This is a genomic window from Bradyrhizobium sp. USDA 4510 (assembly GCF_054059095.1).
In genome coordinates this window covers 8,574,606-8,596,714 of sequence record NZ_JBSSBT010000001.1, presented here as the reverse complement: position 1 = coordinate 8,596,714, position 22,109 = coordinate 8,574,606, and the positions used below count along the sequence as shown (strand labels likewise).

The 22,109-nt window shown below is 64.8% G+C and carries 17 protein-coding genes; 6 read left to right on the top strand and 11 right to left on the bottom strand.

All coding sequences use genetic code 11. From position 1 onward, the window contains the following. Positions 1–9: 9 nt before the first annotated feature. Positions 10–3,480 carry an acyl-[ACP]--phospholipid O-acyltransferase gene (locus ACVMDN_RS39880; protein WP_076824798.1) on the bottom strand — a complete coding sequence of 1,157 codons (3,471 nt, stop codon included), beginning with the start codon at positions 3,478–3,480 and terminating at the stop codon, positions 10–12. Positions 3,481–3,767: 287 nt separating this feature from the next. Next, the gene (locus ACVMDN_RS39875) at positions 3,768–4,025 is read right to left on the bottom strand and encodes a hypothetical protein (protein ID WP_057015528.1); all 258 of its coding nucleotides are present in this window, start codon (positions 4,023–4,025) and stop codon (positions 3,768–3,770) included. Between the two features lie 52 nt (positions 4,026–4,077). On the opposite strand from ACVMDN_RS39875, the gene ACVMDN_RS39870 reads away from it, so the two are divergent. Then, positions 4,078–4,698: a TetR/AcrR family transcriptional regulator gene (locus tag ACVMDN_RS39870; RefSeq protein ID WP_194295307.1), complete on the top strand. Its 621-nt coding sequence runs from the start codon at positions 4,078–4,080 to the stop codon at positions 4,696–4,698. Between the two features lie 20 nt (positions 4,699–4,718). Here the strand turns inward: ACVMDN_RS39870 and ACVMDN_RS39865 are convergent, their stop codons facing one another. Continuing rightward, the gene (locus ACVMDN_RS39865) at positions 4,719–5,717 is read right to left on the bottom strand and encodes a winged helix-turn-helix domain-containing protein (RefSeq protein WP_076824800.1); all 999 of its coding nucleotides are present in this window, start codon (positions 5,715–5,717) and stop codon (positions 4,719–4,721) included. Positions 5,718–5,868: 151 nt separating this feature from the next. Here ACVMDN_RS39865 and ACVMDN_RS39860 point away from each other — a divergent pair, with 151 nt between their 5' ends. Beyond that, entirely contained in the window at positions 5,869–7,047 is a 1,179-nt protein-coding gene (locus tag ACVMDN_RS39860) for an ABC transporter substrate-binding protein (protein WP_076824802.1), read from the top strand. 159 nt (positions 7,048–7,206) lie between these two features. On the opposite strand, the gene ACVMDN_RS39855 is transcribed toward ACVMDN_RS39860, so the two are convergent. Further along, positions 7,207–7,626, bottom strand: coding sequence for a hypothetical protein (locus ACVMDN_RS39855; protein WP_028336188.1), 420 nt, complete (start codon positions 7,624–7,626; stop codon positions 7,207–7,209). A gap of 220 nt (positions 7,627–7,846) precedes the next feature. Here ACVMDN_RS39855 and ACVMDN_RS39850 point away from each other — a divergent pair, with 220 nt between their 5' ends. After that, a complete protein-coding gene (locus ACVMDN_RS39850) occupies positions 7,847–10,114 on the top strand; it encodes a DUF2235 domain-containing protein (RefSeq protein WP_076824804.1) in 2,268 nt (755 codons plus the stop codon). Positions 10,115–10,345: 231 nt separating this feature from the next. After that, a complete protein-coding gene (locus tag ACVMDN_RS39845; RefSeq protein WP_076824806.1) occupies positions 10,346–12,028 on the top strand; it encodes a phospholipase D-like domain-containing protein in 1,683 nt (560 codons plus the stop codon). A 66-nt stretch (positions 12,029–12,094) separates the two neighbouring features. Here ACVMDN_RS39845 and ACVMDN_RS39840 read toward each other — a convergent pair whose 3' ends face one another. Both ACVMDN_RS39840 and ACVMDN_RS39835 read right to left on the bottom strand, forming a co-directional pair. Continuing rightward, positions 12,095–13,195 (bottom strand): LLM class flavin-dependent oxidoreductase, encoded by a 1,101-nt coding sequence (locus tag ACVMDN_RS39840; RefSeq protein WP_076824808.1) that lies wholly within the window; start codon positions 13,193–13,195, stop codon positions 12,095–12,097. 105 nt (positions 13,196–13,300) lie between these two features. Beyond that, complete coding sequence (locus ACVMDN_RS39835) at positions 13,301–13,939, bottom strand: TetR/AcrR family transcriptional regulator (protein WP_076824810.1); 639 nt, start codon at positions 13,937–13,939, stop codon at positions 13,301–13,303. A 55-nt stretch (positions 13,940–13,994) separates the two neighbouring features. Between ACVMDN_RS39835 and ACVMDN_RS39830 the strand changes: the two genes are divergently transcribed. Then, the gene (locus ACVMDN_RS39830) at positions 13,995–14,708 is read left to right on the top strand and encodes an FAD-dependent oxidoreductase (RefSeq protein ID WP_456843672.1); all 714 of its coding nucleotides are present in this window, start codon (positions 13,995–13,997) and stop codon (positions 14,706–14,708) included. Here the strand turns inward: ACVMDN_RS39830 and ltrA are convergent. Beyond that, the gene (gene ltrA, locus ACVMDN_RS39825) at positions 14,659–16,041 is read right to left on the bottom strand and encodes a group II intron reverse transcriptase/maturase (RefSeq protein ID WP_456835857.1); all 1,383 of its coding nucleotides are present in this window, start codon (positions 16,039–16,041) and stop codon (positions 14,659–14,661) included. The genes ACVMDN_RS39830 and ltrA overlap by 50 nt on opposite strands. A 266-nt stretch (positions 16,042–16,307) precedes the next feature. Between ltrA and ACVMDN_RS39820 the strand changes: the two genes are divergently transcribed. Next, entirely contained in the window at positions 16,308–17,447 is a 1,140-nt protein-coding gene (locus tag ACVMDN_RS39820; RefSeq protein WP_456835801.1) for an FAD-dependent monooxygenase, read from the top strand. Positions 17,448–17,466: 19 nt separating this feature from the next. On the opposite strand, the gene ACVMDN_RS39815 is transcribed toward ACVMDN_RS39820, so the two are convergent. The 4 genes from ACVMDN_RS39815 to ACVMDN_RS39800 form a co-directional block, all read right to left on the bottom strand. Then, entirely contained in the window at positions 17,467–18,579 is a 1,113-nt protein-coding gene (locus tag ACVMDN_RS39815) for an NADH:flavin oxidoreductase/NADH oxidase (RefSeq protein ID WP_057015537.1), read from the bottom strand. Between the two features lie 137 nt (positions 18,580–18,716). After that, a complete protein-coding gene (locus tag ACVMDN_RS39810; RefSeq protein ID WP_200844626.1) occupies positions 18,717–19,799 on the bottom strand; it encodes an esterase-like activity of phytase family protein in 1,083 nt (360 codons plus the stop codon). A 3-nt stretch (positions 19,800–19,802) separates the two neighbouring features. Beyond that, entirely contained in the window at positions 19,803–21,701 is a 1,899-nt protein-coding gene (gene cobT / locus ACVMDN_RS39805; RefSeq protein ID WP_076824816.1) for a cobaltochelatase subunit CobT, read from the bottom strand. Then, positions 21,698–22,108 carry a GNAT family N-acetyltransferase gene (locus ACVMDN_RS39800; protein ID WP_076824818.1) on the bottom strand — a complete coding sequence of 137 codons (411 nt, stop codon included), beginning with the start codon at positions 22,106–22,108 and terminating at the stop codon, positions 21,698–21,700. Before ACVMDN_RS39800 ends, cobT begins: the two co-directional genes overlap by 4 nt. Position 22,109: the final 1 nt, after the last annotated feature.

Here is a 22,109-nt window from a genome sequence, read left to right as displayed (position 1 = left end):
TGCCAAGCCTCATGCAACGTGTTGCGCCAGCTGCGCGGGCTCGGCCTCGCCCTCATCGCCGGCGGGCTCGGCCTGCGGCGCGGGCGCCGCGGCGAGTTCCGCTGCTATTTCCTTGGCCAATGCAGTGGCACCGACATAGTCGGTCTTGCCGGTGCCGAGCAGCGGCACCTTGTCGATGACGCGGATATCGGCCGGCACCGCGAGCTCGGAGGCGCCGACGCTCTTGGCCTGGCGCTGCATCGCGGCGCGGTCGGCGTCCTTCTGCGTAGTGAGCAGCACGATGCGTTCGCCCTTGCGCTGATCGGGCAGCGTGACCGCAACCGACATGGCCTGCGGCCAGATCGCGGCCGCGATCGCCTCCACCGCGGACAATGAGACCATCTCGCCGGCGATCTTGGCGAAGCGCTTGGCACGACCCTTGATCGCGATGAAGCCCTGCGCGTCGACCGAGACGATGTCGCCGGTGTCGTGCCAGCCTTCGGGCAGCGGCTCGAGCACGCCGGGATTCTCGGCACGGAGATAGCCGAGCATCACGTTCGGGCCCTTCACCGACAGGCGGCCGCCTTCCTCGATGCCGGGGACCGGATCGAGACGGTACTGCATCAGCGGCGAGATGCGGCCGACGGTGCCCTGGCGATTGGCCATCGGCGTGTTCATCGCCAGCACCGGCGCGGTCTCGGTGACGCCATAGCCCTCGAGGATGCGGATGCCGTAGCGCTCCATGTAGATCTGCCGCGTGCGCTCCTTCACCGCCTCCGCACCGGCGATGACGAGCCGCAGCGTGCGGAAGTCATAGGCATGCGCCGAGCGGGCGTAGCCGGTGAGGAAGGTGTCGGTGCCGAACAGGATCGTCGCGCCGGTTTGGTAGATCAGCTCGGGCACGATCCGGTAATGCAGCGGCGACGGATACATGAAGATCGGGATGCCGCCGAGGATCGGCATCATCATGCCGCCGGTCAAACCGAACGAGTGGAACACCGGCAGCACGTTGAACACCTTGTCGTTGGCATTGGCATCGACCCGCGCCAGCGCCTGTGCCGCGTTGGCGAGGATGTTGCGATGGGACAGCACGACGCCCTTCGGCGTGCCTTCCGAACCCGAGGTAAACAGGATGACCGCGGGATCGTTGGCCTTGCGGGCGACGCGCGGCGCGATGCCGGCGCGGAAGCCCGCGACCTTGTCGGCGAGGCCGATGCCGGCCCTGACATCCTCGAGATAGACGACGCGCGCCTGGCCGGCGAGCGCCGCGATCAGCTTGTCGAGCTTGCCCTTCTCGATGAAGGCCTGCGAGGTCAGCACGGTCTTCACCTGCGCCGCCTTCATCGCCGCCAGCACATTGACTGGACCTGCCGAGAAGTTGAGCATCGCCGGCACGCGGCCGATGGTCTGCAGCGCCATGAACACGACGGCAACGCCGGCCGAGTTCGGCAGCAGCACCCCGACATTCTCGCCGACCGCGGTGCCCTGCTCGAGCTTGCGGCTCAGCACCTGGGCGCCGAGGATCAGCTTGCGATAGGTCAGCTTGGTGCCGAGCGCGTCCTCGATGATCGGCTTGCCGGTATCGCGGTCGCGATAGGCGTGGCCGAGGCCCTCGAACAGCGTGTGGTCGAGCATCGCGTTCTGGACCATGGCGTTGATCATCACGTCCTGCAGCGCGGCACCGGCGGCATTGCGGCGCGCCTTGCCCTTCAGCGACTGGTCGACCGGCAGCTTCACCGGCGGCAGGATCGAGATCGTCACCTTGGGGAACCAGGAGCGCTTGATCTCGCCATTCTTGAGATAGCTGAGATGCGAACGCTGCGCGCCCTCGATGCGGACCGGGACGACGACCGCATCGGCCTTGTCGGCGATCATTGCGGTGCCATCATAGACCTTCATCAACGAACCCGAGACCGTGATGCGCCCTTCCGGGAAGATCACCACCGGCTCGCCGGCGGCGACCAGCTTGATCAGGTCGCGCGCGGCCAGCGGCTTGGACGGGTCCATCGTGTAGTGCTTGATCATCTTCAGGAACGGCTTGGCCCACCACGCCTTGGAGATGCCGGTGTCGACCGCGAAGCTCGCATCGATCGGCAAGGTGGCGTGCAGCAGCGGGCCATCGACCAGGCTGACATGGTTGGGCGCGATCAGCATCCGCGTGCCCGATGGCGGCAGGTTCTCCATGCCACGCACCTCGACACGGAACAGCGCCCGGAACAGCAGCGCGCCGAAGTCGCGCACGCCCTCCTTGCCCCACTTGCTCAGCACGAACCAGACGGTGCCGAAGCTCGCGACGGCGAGGCCGAAGAAAATCCAGGCGATCGGCAGGCCGATATATTGCAGGGCGCCGACGAACACCGCGCCGGCGACCATGAAGCCGGCCTGCAAAATGTTGCCTGCGGCGATGATGCGGGCGCGCTCGGACGGCGCGGTCCAGGCCTGCACGGCAGCGAACGACGGCACCACGAACAGGCCGCCGCCGAAGGCGAACAGGAAGAAGTCGGCCAGCATGCGGAAGCCGCCGAACGAGGTCGCGAACGCAACCGCGGTGACATCCTTGCCGAGCGAGGTGGTGGCGATCGCCCAGGCGAGGTCGAGGCCGACCACGCCCATCACGATGGCGCCGATCGGCACCAGCGCGAGGTTCGGGCGGACATGGCTCAGCTGCGCGGCGAACAGCGAGCCGGCGGCGATGCCGATCGCGAACACGGCGAGGCACAGCGTGACCACGCCCTCGGTACCGCCGACGCCTTCCTTGATCAGCGCAGGCAGCAGCGACAGCACGATCGCACCGACCATCCAGAACCAGGACACGATCACCATGCCGTCCCACAGCCGCGGCTCGGCATAGAGCGACTTCAACAGGCGCACGGTCGAGGTCCAGGGATTTTTTGTGATCGGCAGATCGGGCGCCGACGGCTGCGTCACCGGGATGCGCGATGCAAACGCCCAGGACAGCACCGACAGGCCGACCACGGCGGCGCAGATCCAGCCCATGTGGCTGGCGCCGGCGACGAACATGCCACCCGCAATGGTGCCGATCAGGATCGCCATGAAGGTTGCGCCCTCGACCAGCGCGTTGCCGGTCGCGAGTTCAGACACCGACAGCTGGTCGGGCAGAACGGCATATTTCACCGGACCGAACAGCGCCGCGACGATGCCGAACAGCGCCAGCGCGATGAACAGCAGCGGGATCGAATGGGTGAAGAAGCCGGCGGCGGCAAAGGCCGCGGCGAAGATCTCGAAGAACTTCAGCCGGCGGGCGACGACGGACTTGATGTAGCGGTCGGCGAGCTCGCCGCCGAGCGCCGAGAGCACGAAGAACGGAGCGATGAACACCGCCCCCGCGAGCTGGACCAGCGCCGGCCCCTGCTCGTTGGCGACGCCATACAGCAGCATGATGACGAGCGCGTTCTTCAGCACGTTGTCGTTCAACGCCGAGCAAAACTGCGACCAGAACAGCGGCGCGAAGCGGCGGGACGTCATCAATTCCTTGATCATGACCGGTTCCTTGGGTTAGCGCGCACGGCGCTGGCAGGTCTGCGAATTCGGGTGGCGGAGAATGGTGAGCATGGAGAAAATGACGGGGATGCCGCAGCCTTTAGTCTTTTCCGCAACGTATCGGTTCGAAGGCGCGCAAAATCGGGCGAACCGGGACGTCGCGACATTGCCCGCCAGAGATGTACGAGACCTTATCCAGACCTGGGGCTGATCGACGCCGGATAGGCTCGCAGGGGACATGGTGAGCGCTTTGTTGAGGTTTCGCCGACAATTGCGGGCCGCGTGCTTCAGGTCAGTTCACTCAAGCCGCCGAACGGTGACCATCGGCAGTTGCGCGGCTTGCAGCGGCCTCCGCTCGCAGCCGCCTGGCGCGGCGCGCGCCGATCCGCGCGCCGCTGCTCCAGGACGCCTGCGACGTCGCAGGCGCGGGCGATCCGCTCGATCGGCGCGGTCGCCAGCGTGAGGACGGCGCGGCCGAAGCCCTTCACGAGCTCGATCGCGTCATCGACAAGGGTGGCGGTCAATTGAAGTGCTAGGGTCTGCATCTGAGTGGCCTCCTATGCCAACTTGAGCAACGCTCAAATTAGTAGTATGAAAATGAACATTGTTCAAGAAGAATCGCGACGAGACCGAAAAAAACTTCAGCGGCGGGCCCTGCTGATCGAGATCGCGCGCCGGTCAATCGCCACTAAGGGATTGAGATCACTCAAGGTTCGCGATGTCGCCGAGGCCGCCGGCTGCTCCATCGGCAGTGTCTATAATGAGTTCGGCGACTTCGACGGGTTGATCCTGACCGTGAACCGGGAGACCGTTCACGCCCTGACCACACGCCTCAAGGCGGTCCCGGCCGACGATCCCCTGCGCCAGCTGCACGGACTTGCCGACGCCTATCTCGGCTTCGCCACCGAGCACGCCAATCTGCTGCGCTCGCTGTTCGAGCACCGGATGGAGGACGACCGGCCGTTTCCGGAAGACATCCTCACGATGGTGATGGAGGCGTTCGCGCTGATGCATGCGCCGCTGCTCCGGCTGCTGCCCGATCGCGATCCCGACGATGTCGCGTTGCTGTCGCGGACGATGTTCTCCGCGGTCCACGGCATCATCTCGCTCGGCCTCGAAGAGCGCATGGTCGCGGTCCCGCCTGAGATGCTGCGCGAGCGCCTCGCGCAGTTCGTCGACACGCATCTGGCGGGGCTCGGTGTTTCGCGGCGCGCGTAATCACACCGGGTGCGCTTCGATCAGGTTTGACTGCGTGCAATGGGGCCTGGGTGGGCAAGGGTCCAGAGCGGTTCGAGGAACACGACACCGGTACCTCCCTCACGGAAGACGAGCTTGAACTCGATCCGCCCATCCGCGGTGATGGAGGCGGAATGCAGTCCGGTATTGCCGTCATAGCGCAAGACGTCGTCGAGGACATATCCGGTGAAGCCACCGGAAAAGCCGGGCCCGGGTACACGGCTGTGCGGCATCGCCGGGCCGTTCACGAGATAGCCGGTCGCGACACAATCCCGATCGACATTGGTGACGATCATCATGAATTGGCGGTGCGAATTGATCCAACCCTCGGCGCTCACCCACACGCCGAGAAAGCGGCGGACATTGTCCGGCACGTCGCTTGCCGGCGCGCGAACGCGATAGGCGGGAAGCGGCAGCTGCTTCTCGGCGGCCAGCGCGGTGATCCGCTCGACATCCTGCTTCGGCACGATGCCGTGATCCTGCGGCACAAGCCAGTGCGCCAATTCGGCCAGAGGATGCCACATCCCGTTGGCCAGCGGCGGCACGGATGCGAATGATGCGAAGGCGATCACCGACAGGCCGGCGATCAGCAACCATCGGGGAAGCGCGGCCAAGCGTGCCGCGATACCGCGGGGAGCGGACGTTCGGCGCGAGACGTTCTGCGATCCATGATCGTGCGGCGGCGGCAGCGGCCTGGCATCGAGGCGATAGCCGCGGCGAGACACCGTCTTGATGATGCGGTGGTCATCATCGCGCAGCTTCAGGCGCAACTCGCGGACGCATTGGACGAGCGAGTCGTCGGAAACCGCGACGTTGCCCCAGACCGCCTCGTGCAGATCCTGCTTGGATGCCAGCCGCCCGGCATTGCTGGCGAGATAGCCGAGCACCGCGAATGATTTCGGCCTGAGATCGAGATCGACGCCATCCACGCGGGCTACGCCGCGGGCGAGATCAAGCTCAAAGGAATCAAATATCAAAACGGAATCAGTCGCCGGGTCCATAGAGGTCACTCCATGCCCACAGACGGCACCAATCGGGAAAATTTAGCAGGAAATTCGGCGTTCTGTCACTTCTTCATCAGGACTTCCCTGGCGCGAAGCCGATAGTCGCGAACCGGCCCGGCATCATCTCCGGGCTCGCGGGAGGTTGGCCATGTCGAGTACCCGGTTTGCCATGTTGGTCGGGGCCGTTCTGGCGCTTGCGGCGGTGCGACCGGGACCCACCCAGGCGCAGGACGTCGTAAGGGTCGGGCTGGTGATGCCATTGACCGGCGTCCTGGGGCCGGTCGGCAAGCAGGCGGTCGCCGGGGCGCGGCTCTACATGGCGCAGCACGGCGACATGGTCGCCGGCCGCAAGGTCGAATTGATCGTCCGGGACGATGCCAGCGTGCCCGACAATGCCAAGCGCATTGCGCAGGAGCTGATCGTCAACGACGGGGTGGCAATCCTCGGCGGCGGGTTGACGCCGAGCGTGCTGGCGCTCGCGCCGCTGGCCAATGAGAGCAAGACGGCAACCGTCGTGATGGTATCGGGCACTTCGATCGTGACCGAACGGTCGCCTTACTTCGTGCGCACCAGCTGGACGCACGCGCAGCAGGCCAGCGTGCTGGCGGATTGGGCGGCGAGAAACGGATCGAAACGGGCCACCATCATCGCATCCGACTGGGCACCCGGGCGCGAAGCCGCCGGCGTATTTTCGGCGAGCTTCACCGCGGCAGGTGGAACGATCGTCGAAGCGCTGAAAGTGCCGCTGGCCAACCCCGATTTCGCGCCGTTCCTGCAGCGCGCGCGGGATGGCAATCCCGACACTCTGTTCATTTTTGTCCCGACAAGCCAGGCCGGTATCCTGGCCAAGCAGTTCGTCGAGCGCGGGCTCGACAAGAGCGGGATCAAGCTGATCGGCCCCGGCGACATCGCCGACGACGAGGACCTGCCGGGCATGAGCGATGCGATGATCGGCATGATCACGGCGGGGTTCTACTCCGCCGCGCATCCATCCGAGCTGAACCGCGACTATGTCGCGGCGTTTCGCAAGGCCAACGCGAATGTTCGACCGAACTTCATCAGCGTCAGCGCCTATGACGGCATGCATCTGATTTACGAGGCGCTGAAGGTGACCGGCGGCAAGACCAATGGCGATGCGCTGGTCGAAGCCATGAAGGGCATGGCCTGGGAAAGCCCGCGTGGCCCGATGTCGATCGACCCGAAGACGCGCGAAGTCGTCCACGACATCTACATTCGCAGGGTCGAGAAGGTCGGCGGCGAGCTCTACAGCGTCGAGCAGGAGACGTTCAAGGCGGTCAAGGACCCCGCCAAGGTCGCGAACCGATGAGGGAGGCGCAGTAGCAGCTGATCCGGCTCGGCGTAGGCCTTTGCGGTGTCCCGGCGTAGCGGTGACGGCCGACACAGGACTTGCGTTCAGACCATCCCCCCTGCAACACGACCGATCCCGAGCCAGCAAACCAGCCTCGTCCAACGCCACTCCGACGCTTCACGCGCGCGCCCGCGCGATCGTGCCGCCGACGATCTGCATGGCAACGCCGAGCACCCAGCCCGCCATGATGGCCGCGGTCCAGCCGATGTCCGGCTCGCTGCGCAGCACGACGACGCCAACCGAGAAGAACGCAACCATTGTCGCGAGGAAGGTCCCGATCGCGCCGAGCAGCTCCGCCGCGTCGATCTTGCGCATCGAGGCCGAATCCTTCGGATGGAACAGCTTGGGCGGCGTATCGATGCCGAGATAGAAGCCGATCGCTCCGCCCAGCATCATGACGAGCAGGAACGCCTGCGAGGTCAGCGCCGAGACGCTCGAGCCGACATGGATGGCGACAAACAGACCGCTTGCGGCTCCCGCCAAAGCAAGGCCGAAGCGCTCAAGGACGTGGGCAAATTTTCTGACGTGGCTGCGCATGGCTGTGCCTCATCAATGAATTGCGCCGCTATTAGGCTAGGCCTTTTCGCAGCAACGCGAAAGCGGTCACCTCTCACATGGCCGCGACCACGTGACGCTTTGTGCGCTAGTTCACACCTATCGCGGCATGGAATGATTAAAGAGCGATCAAAGGTAGCAAACGATCCGGTCCCTGCTACGCTGCGCCATCCGCTTCATTCGTTTCAGCGAGCGTCTTTCAATGCCGAGTCCGAAGATCATTATTCTGTCCGATGGCACCGGCAACGCCGCTTCCAGCGTCTGGCGCACCAATGTCTGGCGGATCTTCCAGTCGCTCGATTTGCAGGGCGATACGCAGGCCGCCAAGTATGATGACGGCGTCGGCACGTCGAAATTCATTCCGCTGGCAATCCTCGGCGGCGCCTTCGGCTACGGTCTCAAGCGCAATATCCTCGACGCCTACAAGTTCATCTGCCGGAACTACGACCACGCGAACGATTCGAAGGTCTACCTGTTCGGATTCAGCCGCGGCGCGTTCACCGTGCGCACGCTCGCCGCACTCATCCTCGATCAGGGCCTGATCGTCGCGGACACCGAATCCGAGCTGCACGACGGCGCGGTGAAGGCCTATCGCGCATACCGGGCCGAGGGCTACCACTCGATCTGGCGCATCGAGGTGCTGTTCCGCGCGCTGCGCGACTATGTTCTTGTGCCGCTGTGGGATCGCCTTCGAGGCAACAAGCCGTATGCAAGGATCGCGCGGAAGCCGGTGCCGGCGATCGAGTTCATCGGCATCTGGGATACCGTCGCGGCCTATGGCCTGCCGATCGACGAGATGACGCGCGGCATCTCCAACTGGGTGTGGCCGCTCGAACTACCGAACCGGATTCTCAGCCCGAAGGTCAAGTGCGCGCGACACGCGCTGGCGCTCGACGACGAGCGCACGACCTTTCATCCGGTGCTCTGGACCGAGCAAGAGCCGGGGCAGCCCGCACCGGCCGTGCCGACCAGCATCGATGGCGAGCGCCTCGTCCAGGTCTGGTTCGTCGGCATGCACGCCAATGTCGGCGGCGGCTATCCGGACGACGCCGTCGCCTTCGTGCCGCTGGCCTGGCTGGTCGACGAAGCCGTCAAGCGCGGCCTCGCATTCAAGAGCGCACCGATCGCCGACCCTGACGCGATCAAGTCAATCAAGTCCTCCGAGGACAAGGATGGCCGCCTCTACGATTCGCGGGTGGGCCTCGGCGCGTACTACCGGTACGGTCCGCGCAAGGTCGCCGACCTCTGCAACGATCCCTATGCCGGCGTCAGCGTGCCGATGCCGAAGATCCACGAGAGCGTGTTCGAGCGGATCAACAGCGGCGCCAATGCCTATGCCCCGATCGGACTTCCGCCGAACTACGTGGTCGTCTCGCGCAGCGGCCAGGTCACCCCGCTCGGCGCCAATACGTTTGAGACGCCCGCGGGCGCACCGGCGCGCTATGCCGCGCAGGAGAAGCTGTGGAACTACGTCTGGCTGCGGCGGATCGCCTACTTCGCCACTCTGGCGGCGTCGCTGCATCTGGCCGCGTTCTGGCTGTTCCACAACCAGCATAAGGAGCACGAATTCAGCTCCTATGTCAGGATGATTTCGGAGCTGGTGCGCTTCGTTCAATCATTCCTGCCCGATTCCTTTCATTGGTGGACCGATTGGTACGCCGGCAATCCGGAATGGTTCGCCGGCGGCATCCTTGCTGTCATCGTGCTGATGGGTGCCGGCAGTTCGCTCAGCGCGACGATCAGCGACAGGATGCGGATCATCTGGCGTGACCGCGCGAAGCCGACGCCACTCTCCGGGTTCTTGCACGATGCGATCTATCGATTCCGTACCAGCGCGGTCTATCAGTGGATTCTCAATGTCGGAAAGCGGCATGTCGTCCCTTTCCTGCTCACGGCCCTGCTGGTCTGGTTCAGCGCGACGCTGGCCAGCCACTTCCTGTTCAATCTCGCCGATTCGACGGGGGCATTCTGCAAGGGCACTGCAACGGACAAGCTTGTCGCCGTCGACAAGGGCATCCCGCAGGATGCCGCCGACTTCGACACCGGCGCCATCTGTGCGCCGACCGGCCTCAAGGTCCGCACCGGGTTCAAATACGAGATCGCGATCACGATGTCGGAGCCATGGGAGGACGCCGGCCGCGCGGTGACGCCGATCGGATACCGGACCTCGACCATCGAAGGCACAAAGCAGTTGCGCGGCTATTTCGCGATCTTCCTGCGGCGGATCCTGTTCCGGCCATGGTTCAGGCTGATCGCACGGGTCGGAGAGACCGGCGTCGACGAGTATTTTCTCGACCCCCTGCCGATGTCGAACACCGACCCGCAGGTCTACAAGGCGCGTTTCACCGCCGATCGCAGCGGCGAGATCTTCCTCTACGTCAACCAGGCCGTCATCAGCCTGCCCTGGGTCTGCGGATGGTTCTACGGCGACCATAAGGGCAAGGCGAAGGTCACGGTGCGGTTGCTGTAGGAAGCCGCGATCGGGCCCACAGCATCGCGGCCCAACGGGTGCGCACGACGTGACCGATCTGTGATCCTGCCGACAGACCAGGTTGTAGATTGTCTGGCATACTCTCCTTGCTAGATCAGCTGCCCCGACGCCCGGAACGATCCGACGCGACTTCAGGGATCGCCGGGCGACGTTGACGCGCCAGGTTCATGTCGACCGGATATTTCTCAGCCGCGATTTGGAGGCATCACCATGATTTCCACAATTCAGGCGTTCCCGACCACCGACGGCATCTTCGTGGTCTGGGAGGTCGCGGCAATGATCCCGGACTGCCTCGGCTTTGCGCTGTATCGTCAGCAGCAGGGCAAAAGTGCAACCGTGGTCGACACCTGGGTCGGGTTCGAGGACCAGGCGCAGGATCACAAGCCGGGCGAACATCGGCCGAGCACCGAATGGCCGGTGCAGAAGACCAACTGGACCGATTTCCTGGCGCCAACCGACGCGCCGGTCCGCTATGGCGTCGTTCCGGTTCTCAAGGACGGCGCCACCAAGGTGAAGCCCGCCTACAGTGCGCCAGCGACATGGACCGAATACGTCTCCGCAATGCCGTCGGGCCTGCTCAAGCCATGGTTCAACCGCGGCACGATCTCGGCGCAATGGCTGTCGCGCGCGATCGGCAAGGACAAAAAGCCGGCGCAAACCCTGGAGAAGGCGATCTCGACCAAGGGCAACAAGATCCGTGACTTCCTCAAGGGCCAGCTCGGCGCCCGCCTGCTGGCGCTGTTGGCTGAAGCCAAGAAGAGCAAGCGCGACGTCTATCTCGCGCTCTACGAGCTCAACGACCCTGAGCTGATCGCCGCGCTGACCGCGATGAAGGGCAAGGCGCACGTCGTGCTCGGCAACAGCACAGGCAAGTCCGACGCCACCGCCAAGGACACCGAGAAGAACGCCGGCGTGCTGAAGAAGGCCGGCGTCGACATCGTTCGCCGCAAGATCGCGCCGAGCCGTTACGCCCACAACAAGTTCGCGGTGTTCTGCGACGGCGCGCAGAAGCCGAAGGTGGTCTGGACCGGCAGCACCAACTGGACCCGGTCCGGACTGTGCACCCAGAACAACAACGGGCTCGAGATCACCGACGACAAGGTCGCGGCGGCCTATCATGACCATTGGAAAGCGATCTACGCCGACGGCAGCAAGTCGCCGAAGGCGCTGGCCGTGGCCGGCGATCACGAATGGCCCTTCACCATCGGCAAGTCGAAGCTCAGCGTCTGGTTCACGCCCACCACCAGGAGCGGCGACCTCAAGGAAGCCACCAGGATGATCGAGGACACCGAGCATGGCGCGGCGTGCCTGATGCTCAATCCCGGCAACAAGGGCCTGCTCGGCCCGATCCTGGAGAAGGCGCAGGACAAGAAGCTTTATGTGCGCGGGGTGCTCAACAATTTCCCGGCGCAGGGCAAGGACAGCCCGAAGGATCAGCTGCAGCTCCTGGCCGGCGACGGACAGCAGCAGGTCTTCAAGGGCAAGCAGATCGCCGACGTGATCCGGCCCGCCGGCATCGACAAGACCGCGGACTGGTGGGAGCACGAGATCAAGAACACCGGCAAATTCATGATCGCCGTGCACAGCAAGGTGATCGTGCTGGATCCGGCCGGCAAGAACGCGGTGGTCATGACCGGCTCGCACAATTTCTCCGACCGCGCCAGCACCAAGAACGACGACAACCTCGTCATCATCAGGGGCGATTCGCAGCTGGCGCTGACCTATGCCGCGCGCATCGTCAGCATCTACGGCCAGTATCGCTGGCAGGCCTGGCGCAACACGCCGGAGGGCCAGAAGGACAAGGGTCTGAAGCGCAGCGACACCTGGCTGAGCAACCGCATCGGCAAGGGCTGGGCGGAAACCGAAACGCGGTTCTGGCTCGGCACCACCTGACGCCGGCGATCCGTCGTGAACAAGGGGCAGCGTTACCGCTGCCCCTTGTTATCCTCTCCGCCAAACCTACGCCGCGCGGCCGACCGAGGCGTCGAGATGCTTCAGCCGCGGCAGCACCTCCTGCTTCAGGAGCCGCAGCGAATTGTGCCAGGCTTCCGGCTTGTGCTTGTAGTCGAAGCCGAACACCAGGAGCACGCCGAAGCCGCCGACCTCCTGGTAGATCTGCTCGATCTTCTCGGTGACGGTCGCGGGCGAGCCGACGATCCAGTTGTTGCGCGCGCAATATTCGACCGTGACGTCGCTGTCCGGCACGTCGGGCGAGGCCTTCAAGTAATCCTTGAAACCAAAGTGGCCGAGCAGCGGCAGGAAGTACTCGCCCATCATCCGGCCCATCATGTCGCCGGTCGACAGCTTCCATGCTTCTTGATCGGTGTCGGCGACGAATACCTCGCGCACCATTCGCCAATCCTTGCGGCTCGGCGTGCGGCCGGTCTTGGCCGCGCCCGCCTCCACCGAGTCCCAGTGGCTGCCGACATAGGCCGGGTTGAGGTTGAGGCTCATCGGAATGAAGCCGCGCTCGCCGGCGAGCTTCAGCGTGTCCGAATTCTTGGAGAGCCCCGCGACGCCGATCGGCGGATGCGGCGCTTGCTGAGGCTTGATATGCGGCTTGAGGAAATCGAACATCGTGTCCGGCTTGGTCACGGTCCAGAACTTGCCCTTGTGGGTCCAGGGCGCCGGCTCGGTCCACATCTTCAAAATGATCTCGAGCGCCTCGCGGGTCATGTCGCGGTTCTGTCCTGACATGCCGTCGACATTGAACATCGCCCAGTCGCTCGGCAGCCCGGAGGCCGCGACGCCGAAGTTGAGCCGCCCGTTCGAGAGATGATCGAGCATCGCGACGCGGTTGGCGAGCTCTGCCGGGTGATGATACGGCAGCAGGAAGCCGCCGGGTCCGATGCGGATGTTCTTGGTCTGCAGCAGCGCCTGCGCCACCAGCAGGTCGGGCGACGGGTGCGGCTCCCAGGGTGCGGTGTGGTGCTCGCCGATCCAGGCTTCCTGATAGCCGAGTTCGTCGAGCCAGCGCAGCACCTGCAGGTCCCAGTCGTGGCCCTCCTTCAATCCGCACTCCGGCGGATGCGACGGCATCGCGAAGTATCCGAGTTCCATGGGTTTCCTCTCTTTGTTCGATGCGTGTCTTCCGCACGCGCTTCGAGAGTAGCTGCCCCGGCTACGGCAGAACAATGGCCTTGTCGCATCCGGCTCGGCCGGGATTCATGCGTAGGGCGTATCCTTCAGCATGATCGCGATACCGGAAAAGCTTCGCTCCATGATCCGCAGAAAGGTCTCGCGTGACGATGCAGCCGACCTGCGGGCCTTGTGCTCGCGAAGCCCTTCCGCATAGGCGACGGTCAGCGCCGTGACCACCATCGACGCGGCGAGCCGGGCATCGGCATCGGCGAGCGGGCGCTTGATGGCTGCCGCCAGCACGCTCGCGAGATCATCGATCAGTTCGTCACGCATCTCGCGCGCCCGCGCCGAGAGCACCGGGCTCTCGGCGACGGTGCGCCAGAATTTCGCCGTTGCGTCGGTGAATTTCGCGAACGGATGCACGCGATCCGCCAGGCTGTGCACCAGCTTGCGGAGCGTCGCGATCGGCGCCTCGCCGGCCGGACGCTCGGCAAAGGCAGTCCGCAGCAACTGACGGCTTTCCTCTTCACGGTCGAAGAACAGGTCTTCCTTGCGTGGAAAGTAATTGAACACCGTCATCCGGGAGACCTCGGCTGCCTCGGCGACTTCGGCCACCGAAACATTGTCGAAGCCCCGTTCCAGGAACAGCTCGGTGGCGACATCCGAGATCGCCTGGCGCGTCGCCTCCTTCTTCCGCTCCCGCAACCCGCCCTGATTTGACATGCGGGAATTTGTACCATAATAAATATTATACTTAGTATAATTTTATGGTGACGGCGTGACGCGTGAACGAACCGATGTGGTTGTGGTCGGTGCCGGGCCGACCGGACTGCTGCTGGCGATCGAACTGACCCTGGGCGGCGCCGACGTGATCGTCATCGAGCGGCTGGCCGAGCCCGACCAGACCATCAAGGCCGGCGCGATCGGCGCGCTGGCAGGCGAGGCCCTCGAGCGCCGCGGCCTCGGCGATGCGATGAATGCGGTCGAACGCAGCATGGCGGACAGCATGTCCAGGCTCATGAAGGGCTCGGGCGATGCGAACGACCTGCCGTTCAAGAAATTCGGCGGTCACTTCTCGGGCATTTTCCTGATCGACCAGACGCGTCAGCGCGAGCCGGACCGGCGGTTGCGCGGGGTGAACCAGCAAGCCCTGGAAAGCATGCTTGCCGAGCGCGCCCACGCGCTCGGCATCGAGATCAGGCGCGGCTGCGAGTTGATCGATTTCGAGGATAGCGGCGACGGCGTCGTGGCGCAAACTAAGGACGCGTCCGGCGATGCCACGCTGCACGCGGCCTATCTCGTCGGCTGCGACGGCGGACGCAGCGCCGTGCGCAAGCGCGCAGGCTTCGCATTCACCGGGTCACCGGAGGCGGTCGCCCGCCCCCGGTTCCCACAGAACGTGGCGTGCGGATTTCCCGCACCGACGCTCTTCGACAGTTGGTTCACAGCACTGCAAGCGCTTGCAGCTCCCGATAAGGGAGGCGCAGCTTAGGCTTCAGCAACGGTGTCCGTTCTTTGATTTGGTTGAAGGCGTCCCAAGTGAGGCGTCGGCCTGCCCAGCTGCGGCTGCGCAGCATTCCGCGCCAGTAACGCTCCACGGCCCGATAGACTTTTACGAGGCTCCGGAGATTTCCGGCGACGCCGTAATAGCCATAGTGGCCGCGCAGGACGAGGTTGATTTCATCGGCCTGGTCACTGATCTTGTAATGCCGTATTTGCCGCATCAGCTCCTGCAGAGACATAAGGCTGCGCTTTAGCCGAGATTTCTCGGTGCGCATCCCAACCTTGAAGTTGCCTTTTTGGTTTCGCGTGCAATAGAGCGTCAGCCCCAGAAAGTAGATTGTTTCCGGGCGGTTTCTGCCGCGTTTGCCCGCATGTCTTTGCGCGAACCGACCAAACTCGACCAACTTGGTCTTGGTCGGCTCTAGAGTGAGGCCGAACTTCCCCAACCGAAGACGCAAGGCCTCCTGTACGCGGGTGGCGTCCGATCGATATTGGAAGCAGATCACAAAGTCGTCGATATAGCGCACCAGTCGGGCTTCGCCCCGCAACCGACCCTTCACCACGCGTTCGAACCAGAGGTCGAGAACGTAATGAAGGTAGAGGTTGCTCAAAAGCACACTGATCGATCCGCCTTGTGGCGTTCCTTGTTCGCTCGGGTGCACCGCTCCGTCTTCCAGGATGCCCGCTTTCAACCAGCGCCGGATCAAGCTGATCAGGCGCGGATCACCGACTCGATGTTCGACAAACCGGAGGACCCGATCATGATCGAGACTCCCGAAGAAGTTCTTCAAATCCGCCTCCAACACCCAGCTGATCATGCCGCCGGCGATCACCTCATTGAGGGTCGCCAAGGCATGATGGGCGCTGAGCTTCGGCCTGCCGCCGAACGAGCAGGGTAAGAAGTCCTGCTCGTAAATAGCGGCCAGCACCTCAGCCGTGCTGCGCTGGAGCGCCCGGTCGGCGACAGTTGGAACCCCGAGGGGGCGCTTCTCCGTCTTACCGGGCTTGGGGATATAGACCCGCCGAATGTTCGGCGCCCGATATCCCTGGCGATGGATGGATTGGAGCATTGGCCCTATCCAGTCCTCGAAGCTCTCCTTCGCCGCCTCCACCGTCTGTCCGTCCACCCCGGCGGCGGAGCGCTTCGGAATCTGTAATAGATTCTTTTGCACTCGGTCGCGCGTGATGTGATGGGCCAACGAGGTGAAGCGAAGATTTGTCTCGCGCCGAGCTTTCACTGCTATTTGTTCAAGTTTCGTTTCCATGGTCAGCTGATCTTCTCTTTGCATAGAAGGCCGTAACTCCCGTTGAATGGAGCCCATGTCGCCCAAGAACAATTCAACTACCGCTGACCGCTTCCCCATGTGGCCGGCTCTCCCGTCCTCGGAGTACTATCGGTCAGTCTGACTTCCACCCGGTCGTCAGACCCTTCTCACCTCAGCGGCTTGGCAGGTCTTACAAGCTTGCGCTTGAACCGGATGGATCTCCCTTGTTCACGCTGCTTCCTTTGATTGCATGCTGGCGGTACGAACCCCGGGAGCACCTCTGACCGCTCGCGTTGTCGCGGCCTGCGGTTCCGCCTTCCCCTTTGAGAGACAGGGTCGGCTACTCCGATCACGTTCGATTTCGGGGCTATTTTCCCGTTCACTTCATTCCGGCCTACAACCTCCCTGTCTACGCTTCGCAACGGCCGTTACCGGACGCCACGCAAGACTCGGTTCGCGGCTGCTCGCTAGGCTTTGCCGCGGCCGTCATCTCAGACGGCAGACTTCAACGCGCTTGCAAGGCGCAACCCGGCACCGAACCGACCCTCACCGGACACCAGGCCATCGTCGATCTCGATCATCCGGATCGACTTCTGCCGGTCGGCTGGCGGCGAACGCCGGTCGGCATGATGGCCTATGGACCGATTCCTGGCCGGGTGTTCCTGGCCGAGTTCGACGGACCGCCGGCCGATCGCAGCGCGCCGGTCACGCGCGAGGAGATCGAGACCACCCTGCGCCGGATCAGCGGCGTCGACGTTCGCGTCACCGCTGTCAAGACCGCGACGCGCTTCACCGACAATGCGCGACAGGCCGACAGCTATCGCAGGGGCCGCGTCCTCTTGGCGGGCGATGCGGCGCATGTGCACTCGCCATTCGGCGGACAAGGCCTCAATCTCGGCCTGCTCGATGCGGTCAATCTCGGCTGGAAGCTTGCGGCGGTCGTGTGCGATCGCATGCCCGACAGCCTGCTCGACAGCTACACCGAGGAGCGGCACCCGATCGCGGCAAGGGTGCTGGCCAACACCCGCGCCCAGGTCGCCTTGATGCGGCCTGATGTGTTGACGGACGCCCTGCGCGACATCGTCGCTGATCTGATGAGCCTTGACGAGGGCACCCGCTATTTCGGCGAAATGATCAGCGGCGTCAGGATCCGTTACGATCTCGGCAGCGACCATCCATCGGTCGGCCGGCTCTCCGGCAATTTCGCTCTCGGCGACGGCGACGCGGAAACAACCCTGTTCGATCAGATGGAGGACGGCAGGGCCGTGCTGATCGATGCGACTGATGGAGCCGCGTCAGCGATCGCGGCACGCTGGGATATCTTCGTGCGATGCGTGCCGCGACGTAGCGGCGCTTCGCTGCTGATCCGCCCGGATGCCTGCATCGCCTGGGCGGCCGACGACGCCGACACGACGGGCCTCGACGCCGCGCTGACGCGCTGGTTCGGGCCCGCCATGCCGTGACCTCGCACGAGGTGCGCTGTCAGCGCGTCCCGAACGTGGTCTTGCCGAACAGCGCCTTCTGCGTCGAGGGCTGCGAGCGCCAGTATTGCGGCGGTGCGCTCACCTCGCCGCCGAGCTCGGCGGCAGCGTGCCAGCCCCAGCGCGGGTCGTAGAGCATGCCGCGGGCGAGCGCGACCATATCGGCCTTGCCGGACGAGACGATCTCCTCCGCCTGCTTCGCTTCCGTGATCAGGCCGACCGCCATCGTGGTAACGCCGGTCGCCTCCTTGACCGCCAGCGCCGCCGGCACCTGGTAGCCCGGCCCGAGCGGGATCTTCTGCAACGGCGAGACACCGCCGGAGGAGACATCCATCCAGTCGACGCCGCGCTTCTTCAGCTCCCTGGCAAACTCGATGGTCTGCGCAAGGTCCCAGGCGCCCTCGACCCAGTCGGTCGCCGACACCCGCATGCCGATCGGCTTGTGATCCGGGAATACGGCGCGCACGGCGTCGAACACTTCCAGCGGGAAGCGCATGCGGTTTTCGAGCGAGCCGCCATAGCGGTCGGTCCGCTTGTTGGCGATCGGCGACAGGAACTGGTGCAGCAGATAGCCGTGCGCGCCGTGCAGCTCGAGCGCATCGATGCCGAGTCGGTCGGCGCGCTTCGCCGACGCGACAAAGGCCTCGCGGATGCGCGTCAGGCCGGCGTCGTCGAGCGCCACCGGCGCGGCCTCGCCTTCCTTGTGCGGGACGTCAGATGGTCCGACCGTCTGCCAGCCGCCTTCGGCAATCGGGATCAACTGCCCGCCCTCCCAGGGGCGCTGGCTCGACGCCTTGCGGCCGGCATGGGCGAGTTGCATGGCGACCGCCGCTTTCGAATGCTTGCGCACCGAGGCCAGGATCGGCTTCAGCGCCGCCTCGTTGGCGTCGTTGTAAAGACCGAGGCAGCCCGGCGTGATCCGCCCGATATCCTCGACATGGGTGGCCTCGATGCAGAACATCGCCGCGCCCGACAGGGCCAGCATGTTGATGTGGGTGAAGTGCCAGTCGTTGGCGGAGCCGTCGACGGCCGAATACTGGCACATCGGCGAGACCATGACGCGATTGGAGAGTCTCAGGTCGCGCAGTTCGATCGGGGAGAACAGGGTGCTCATGCGGCGGATATCCGGGATCGGGGAGAGGGCCCGGTTAAGATAGAGGCACCACGGCCGATCACCAACCGTCCGGATGGCCGCGCAGGCCGGGGCGCAGATCAGCAATGTCCTGACGGGGTCCCTCCGGGCCGGCGCCCTCAGTCCACCAGCGTGAACTGCAGCAGCAGGTTGCGCTGGATCAGGGAGAAATTGTCGTCGGAGACCATGGTCAGCACGGTCTCGCCCTCCTCCGTGACATGGGCGTCGATGCCTTCCATATTGTCGATCTCGTTGCCGAGATCGGCATTGAAGATCGCGGGGCCGTCGACCACGGCGCCGGGCGCGATATCGGACAGCGCGAGACGGCGGATGCGGATGCCGACGCCGCCGAACCAGGAGAATTTCCGCTCCAGAATCAACAGACCGCCCGACGGCAGCAGGACCGCGTCGCTGATATCGAAATTCTCGCTGCGACGGACGCTAAACTGGCCCGGCGTCTTGCCGCCGACCAGGAAGGCGACCAAATTGCCGCTCGCATCGAGCCCGCGTTCCGAGAATGCGATCAGCGTACCGGCAAGCGGCTGGCCTTTCGGCACGAAGACGAGCCCCTCCAGCCCCTTGTTGTTGGGAAGCTTGCGTGCCGCCGGCGGCAGCGCAATCACCTCGCCGCGCGAGCGGGTAAAGCCCTTGGCGAAATCGAAGCGCAGCACCTGGTTGACCCGCTCGAGACCGACATAGGCGAACGAGCCGTCGAGCGCGAGCGATTCCGAATCATACCAGCCGCGGGTCGCGGTGATCGGCCTGCCGTCGGCGCCGAGCAGCGGCGCCGCTTCGACATCCTCGAGCCCGACCATCTCCCGGCCGCGATAGACGATGCGGCCGGTGAACCAGCTGCCCTGGTCGCTGACCGCGATGAAGCGTTCGCCCTTGGCATCGAGCCGTAGCGCGGAGAGGCCGCCGAAGCCGGAGAACGACGAGGTCAGGATCAGGCCGCTGCGATATTCCAGCGCGCCGAACCGCGTGCGCGCGCGGTCGCGGATATCGAACGACGGCATCGGCCGCGCGTTGACGTCGATCGAAACCGGTTCGTTGACCCGGTAGGGGCTCGGCCTCGCAGCCGGCCTCGACGTTGCCGGCGGCTGGGTCGCGCTCTGCGCCTGCGCAAGACGCGGCAATGCGGCGACCGACAGCCCCGCCGCCATACCCTGGAGGAAACGGCGGCGGCTAGGGGATGAGCGCATGTCTCACGAGTGGAGGCGGCGCCGGACGCCCGGCGCGGGCGCCGAGCCGTGAGTCTCGCTGAACAGCTCGGCGAGCTTTTCGGTAATGGCGCCGCCGAGCTCTTCGGCGTCCACGATGGTCACGGCGCGGCGATAGTAGCGCGTCACGTCGTGACCGATGCCGATCGCGATCAGCTCGACCGGGGAGCGGGTCTCGATCTCGTCGATGATGTGTCGCAGATGCCGCTCGAGATAGTTGCCGGGATTGACCGACAGCGTGGAGTCGTCGACCGGCGCGCCGTCGGAGATCATCATCAGGATGCGGCGCTGCTCGGGGCGCGCGAGCAGGCGCTTGTGCGCCCAGTCGAGCGCCTCGCCGTCGATGTTCTCCTTGAGCAGGCCTTCGCGCATCATCAGCCCGAGGTTTTTCCGCGCGCGACGCCAGGGTGCGTCAGCCGACTTGTAGATGATGTGCCTGAGATCGTTGAGGCGGCCCGGATTGGCCGGCTTGCCGGCCGCGAGCCACGCTTCGCGCGACTGCCCGCCCTTCCAGGCGCGCGTGGTGAAGCCGAGGATCTCGACCTTGACGCCGCACCGCTCCAGCGTGCGCGCCAGAATGTCGGCGCAGGTGGCGGCGACCGTGATCGGGCGGCCGCGCATCGAGCCGGAGTTATCCAGCAGCAGCGTCACCACGGTGTCGCGGAAGGTCGCCTCCTTCTCATGCATGAAGGACAGCGGATGATAGGGATCGGTGACGACGCGCGACAGCCGCGCCGGATCGAGGATGCCCTCCTCGAGATCGAAATCCCAGGCGCGGTTCTGCTGCGCCATCAGCCGACGCTGCAAGCGGTTGGCGAGCCGCGCCACGATGCCCTGCAGATGCGCGAGCTGCTTGTCGAGATAGGAGCGCAGCCGCTCGAGCTCGTCGTGATCGCAAAGGTCTTCGGCGGCGATCACCTCGTCGAACTTCGGCGCGAAGGCGTGATATTCCGGACCGCGCGGCTCGTTCTGTCCGCGCGCATTCGGCCGCGTCGCCTCGCCCGGCGTCTCGTCGTCGCCGAGCTCGCCGTCGTCGAACGTATCAGACGTGGAGGCCTGCGCGCTCTCCATCGCGCTTTCGCTCATCTCTTCCGCTGACGTCTGCGCCTGGTCGGCGCTCATCTCCTGCGCGGCATCGGAGTCGGGCGAGCCCTCGGCGCCGGACTGATCGCTCTCGCCGTCCTGGTTCTCGTCCTGGTCGTCGTCATCGTCCGAATCCATGTTGCGGTCGTCGCCGAGATCGAGCGCCGACAGCAGATCATGGACGAGGTCGCCGAACCTCGCCTGGTCCTCGGTGAAACGGCTGAGCTTGTCGAGCCGCGAGCCGATCTTGTCCTCCAGGGTCGGACGCCAGAGATCGACCATCTTCTTGGCGGCCGCGGGCGGGGCCATGCCGGTGAGACGCTCGCGCACCAGCATCGCCAGCGCATCCGACAGCGGCGCGTCGGCGCGATCAGTGATCTCGTCATACTTGCCGCGATGGAAATGATCGTCGAGCATCGCGGTGAGGTTCTTCGCAACGCCCGCCATCCGCCGCGAGCCGATCGCCTCGACGCGCGCCTGCTCGACCGCCTCGAACACGCCGCGCGCCTGCGGATTACCCGGCATCAGCTTGCGATGCACCTTGGGATCGTGACAGGCGATCTTGAGCGCGATCGAATCGGCGTGGCCGCGCACGATCGCCGCATCACGCTTGGTCATCTTGCGCGCCGGCTCCGGCAGCCGCGCCTTGCCGGGCGCGAGCCCCGGGCGCTCGGCGGCGAAGGAGACCTCGAGCTCCGGCTTCTTGGCGATCGCCTTCAGGCACGCCGATACCGAGCGCTTGAACGGCTCGGTCGGCGCTTCCTTGGATCCGGGACGGAATTTGATGTTGGAGGTTGTCATAGCGATTTCGTAAACCAATGGCGCGTTACGCCGCCGGGATACCCCTCAATCGAACCGAACTCTTTATATCCGTTGGCGCGGTAGAAGCCCGGCGCCTGGAAGCTCATCGTATCCAGATAGGATCGCGTCGCTCCGAAGCGCCGCGCCTCGTCCTCGATCGCCTTGATCAGCTTCGCGCCAAAGCCCTTGTTGCGAAACTTCTGCTCCATCCAGAACAACTGGATGAACAACACCGCGGTCCAGACCTCGCCGACGATGCCGCCGACAATCTTGTCGCCTTGCCGCAGCGAGATGGCGAAGCGCTTGTACTTCTGCTTCCCCATCTTCTCGTTGTTGTAGTGGAGCAATCCGCCGAGCACCGCTTTCTTCGTCTGTGTGACTGTGCGCTCGACGGAGATTTTCGGCATG

Excerpts from the sequence above, each read along its gene's own strand:
- ACVMDN_RS39810 (WP_200844626.1), bottom strand. The coding sequence starts at position 19,799 with ATGCGCTCATCCCCTAGCCGCCGCCGTTTCCTCCAGGGTATGGCGGCG.
- ACVMDN_RS39855 (WP_028336188.1), bottom strand. The coding sequence starts at position 7,626 with ATGCGCAGCCACGTCAGAAAATTTGCCCACGTCCTTGAGCGCTTCGGC.
- ACVMDN_RS39870 (WP_194295307.1), top strand. The coding sequence starts at position 4,078 with ATGAACATTGTTCAAGAAGAATCGCGACGAGACCGAAAAAAACTTCAG.
- ACVMDN_RS39875 (WP_057015528.1), bottom strand. The coding sequence starts at position 4,025 with ATGCAGACCCTAGCACTTCAATTGACCGCCACCCTTGTCGATGACGCG.
- ACVMDN_RS39850 (WP_076824804.1), top strand. The coding sequence starts at position 7,847 with ATGCCGAGTCCGAAGATCATTATTCTGTCCGATGGCACCGGCAACGCC.
- ltrA (WP_456835857.1), bottom strand. The coding sequence starts at position 16,041 with ATGGGCTCCATTCAACGGGAGTTACGGCCTTCTATGCAAAGAGAAGAT.
- ACVMDN_RS39800 (WP_076824818.1), bottom strand. The coding sequence starts at position 22,108 with ATGCCGAAAATCTCCGTCGAGCGCACAGTCACACAGACGAAGAAAGCG.
- ACVMDN_RS39835 (WP_076824810.1), bottom strand. The coding sequence starts at position 13,939 with ATGTCAAATCAGGGCGGGTTGCGGGAGCGGAAGAAGGAGGCGACGCGC.
- cobT (WP_076824816.1), bottom strand. The coding sequence starts at position 21,701 with ATGACAACCTCCAACATCAAATTCCGTCCCGGATCCAAGGAAGCGCCG.
- ACVMDN_RS39865 (WP_076824800.1), bottom strand. The coding sequence starts at position 5,717 with ATGGACCCGGCGACTGATTCCGTTTTGATATTTGATTCCTTTGAGCTT.
- ACVMDN_RS39880 (WP_076824798.1), bottom strand. The coding sequence starts at position 3,480 with ATGATCAAGGAATTGATGACGTCCCGCCGCTTCGCGCCGCTGTTCTGG.
- ACVMDN_RS39840 (WP_076824808.1), bottom strand. The coding sequence starts at position 13,195 with ATGGAACTCGGATACTTCGCGATGCCGTCGCATCCGCCGGAGTGCGGA.
- ACVMDN_RS39860 (WP_076824802.1), top strand. The coding sequence starts at position 5,869 with ATGTCGAGTACCCGGTTTGCCATGTTGGTCGGGGCCGTTCTGGCGCTT.
- ACVMDN_RS39845 (WP_076824806.1), top strand. The coding sequence starts at position 10,346 with ATGATTTCCACAATTCAGGCGTTCCCGACCACCGACGGCATCTTCGTG.
- ACVMDN_RS39815 (WP_057015537.1), bottom strand. The coding sequence starts at position 18,579 with ATGAGCACCCTGTTCTCCCCGATCGAACTGCGCGACCTGAGACTCTCC.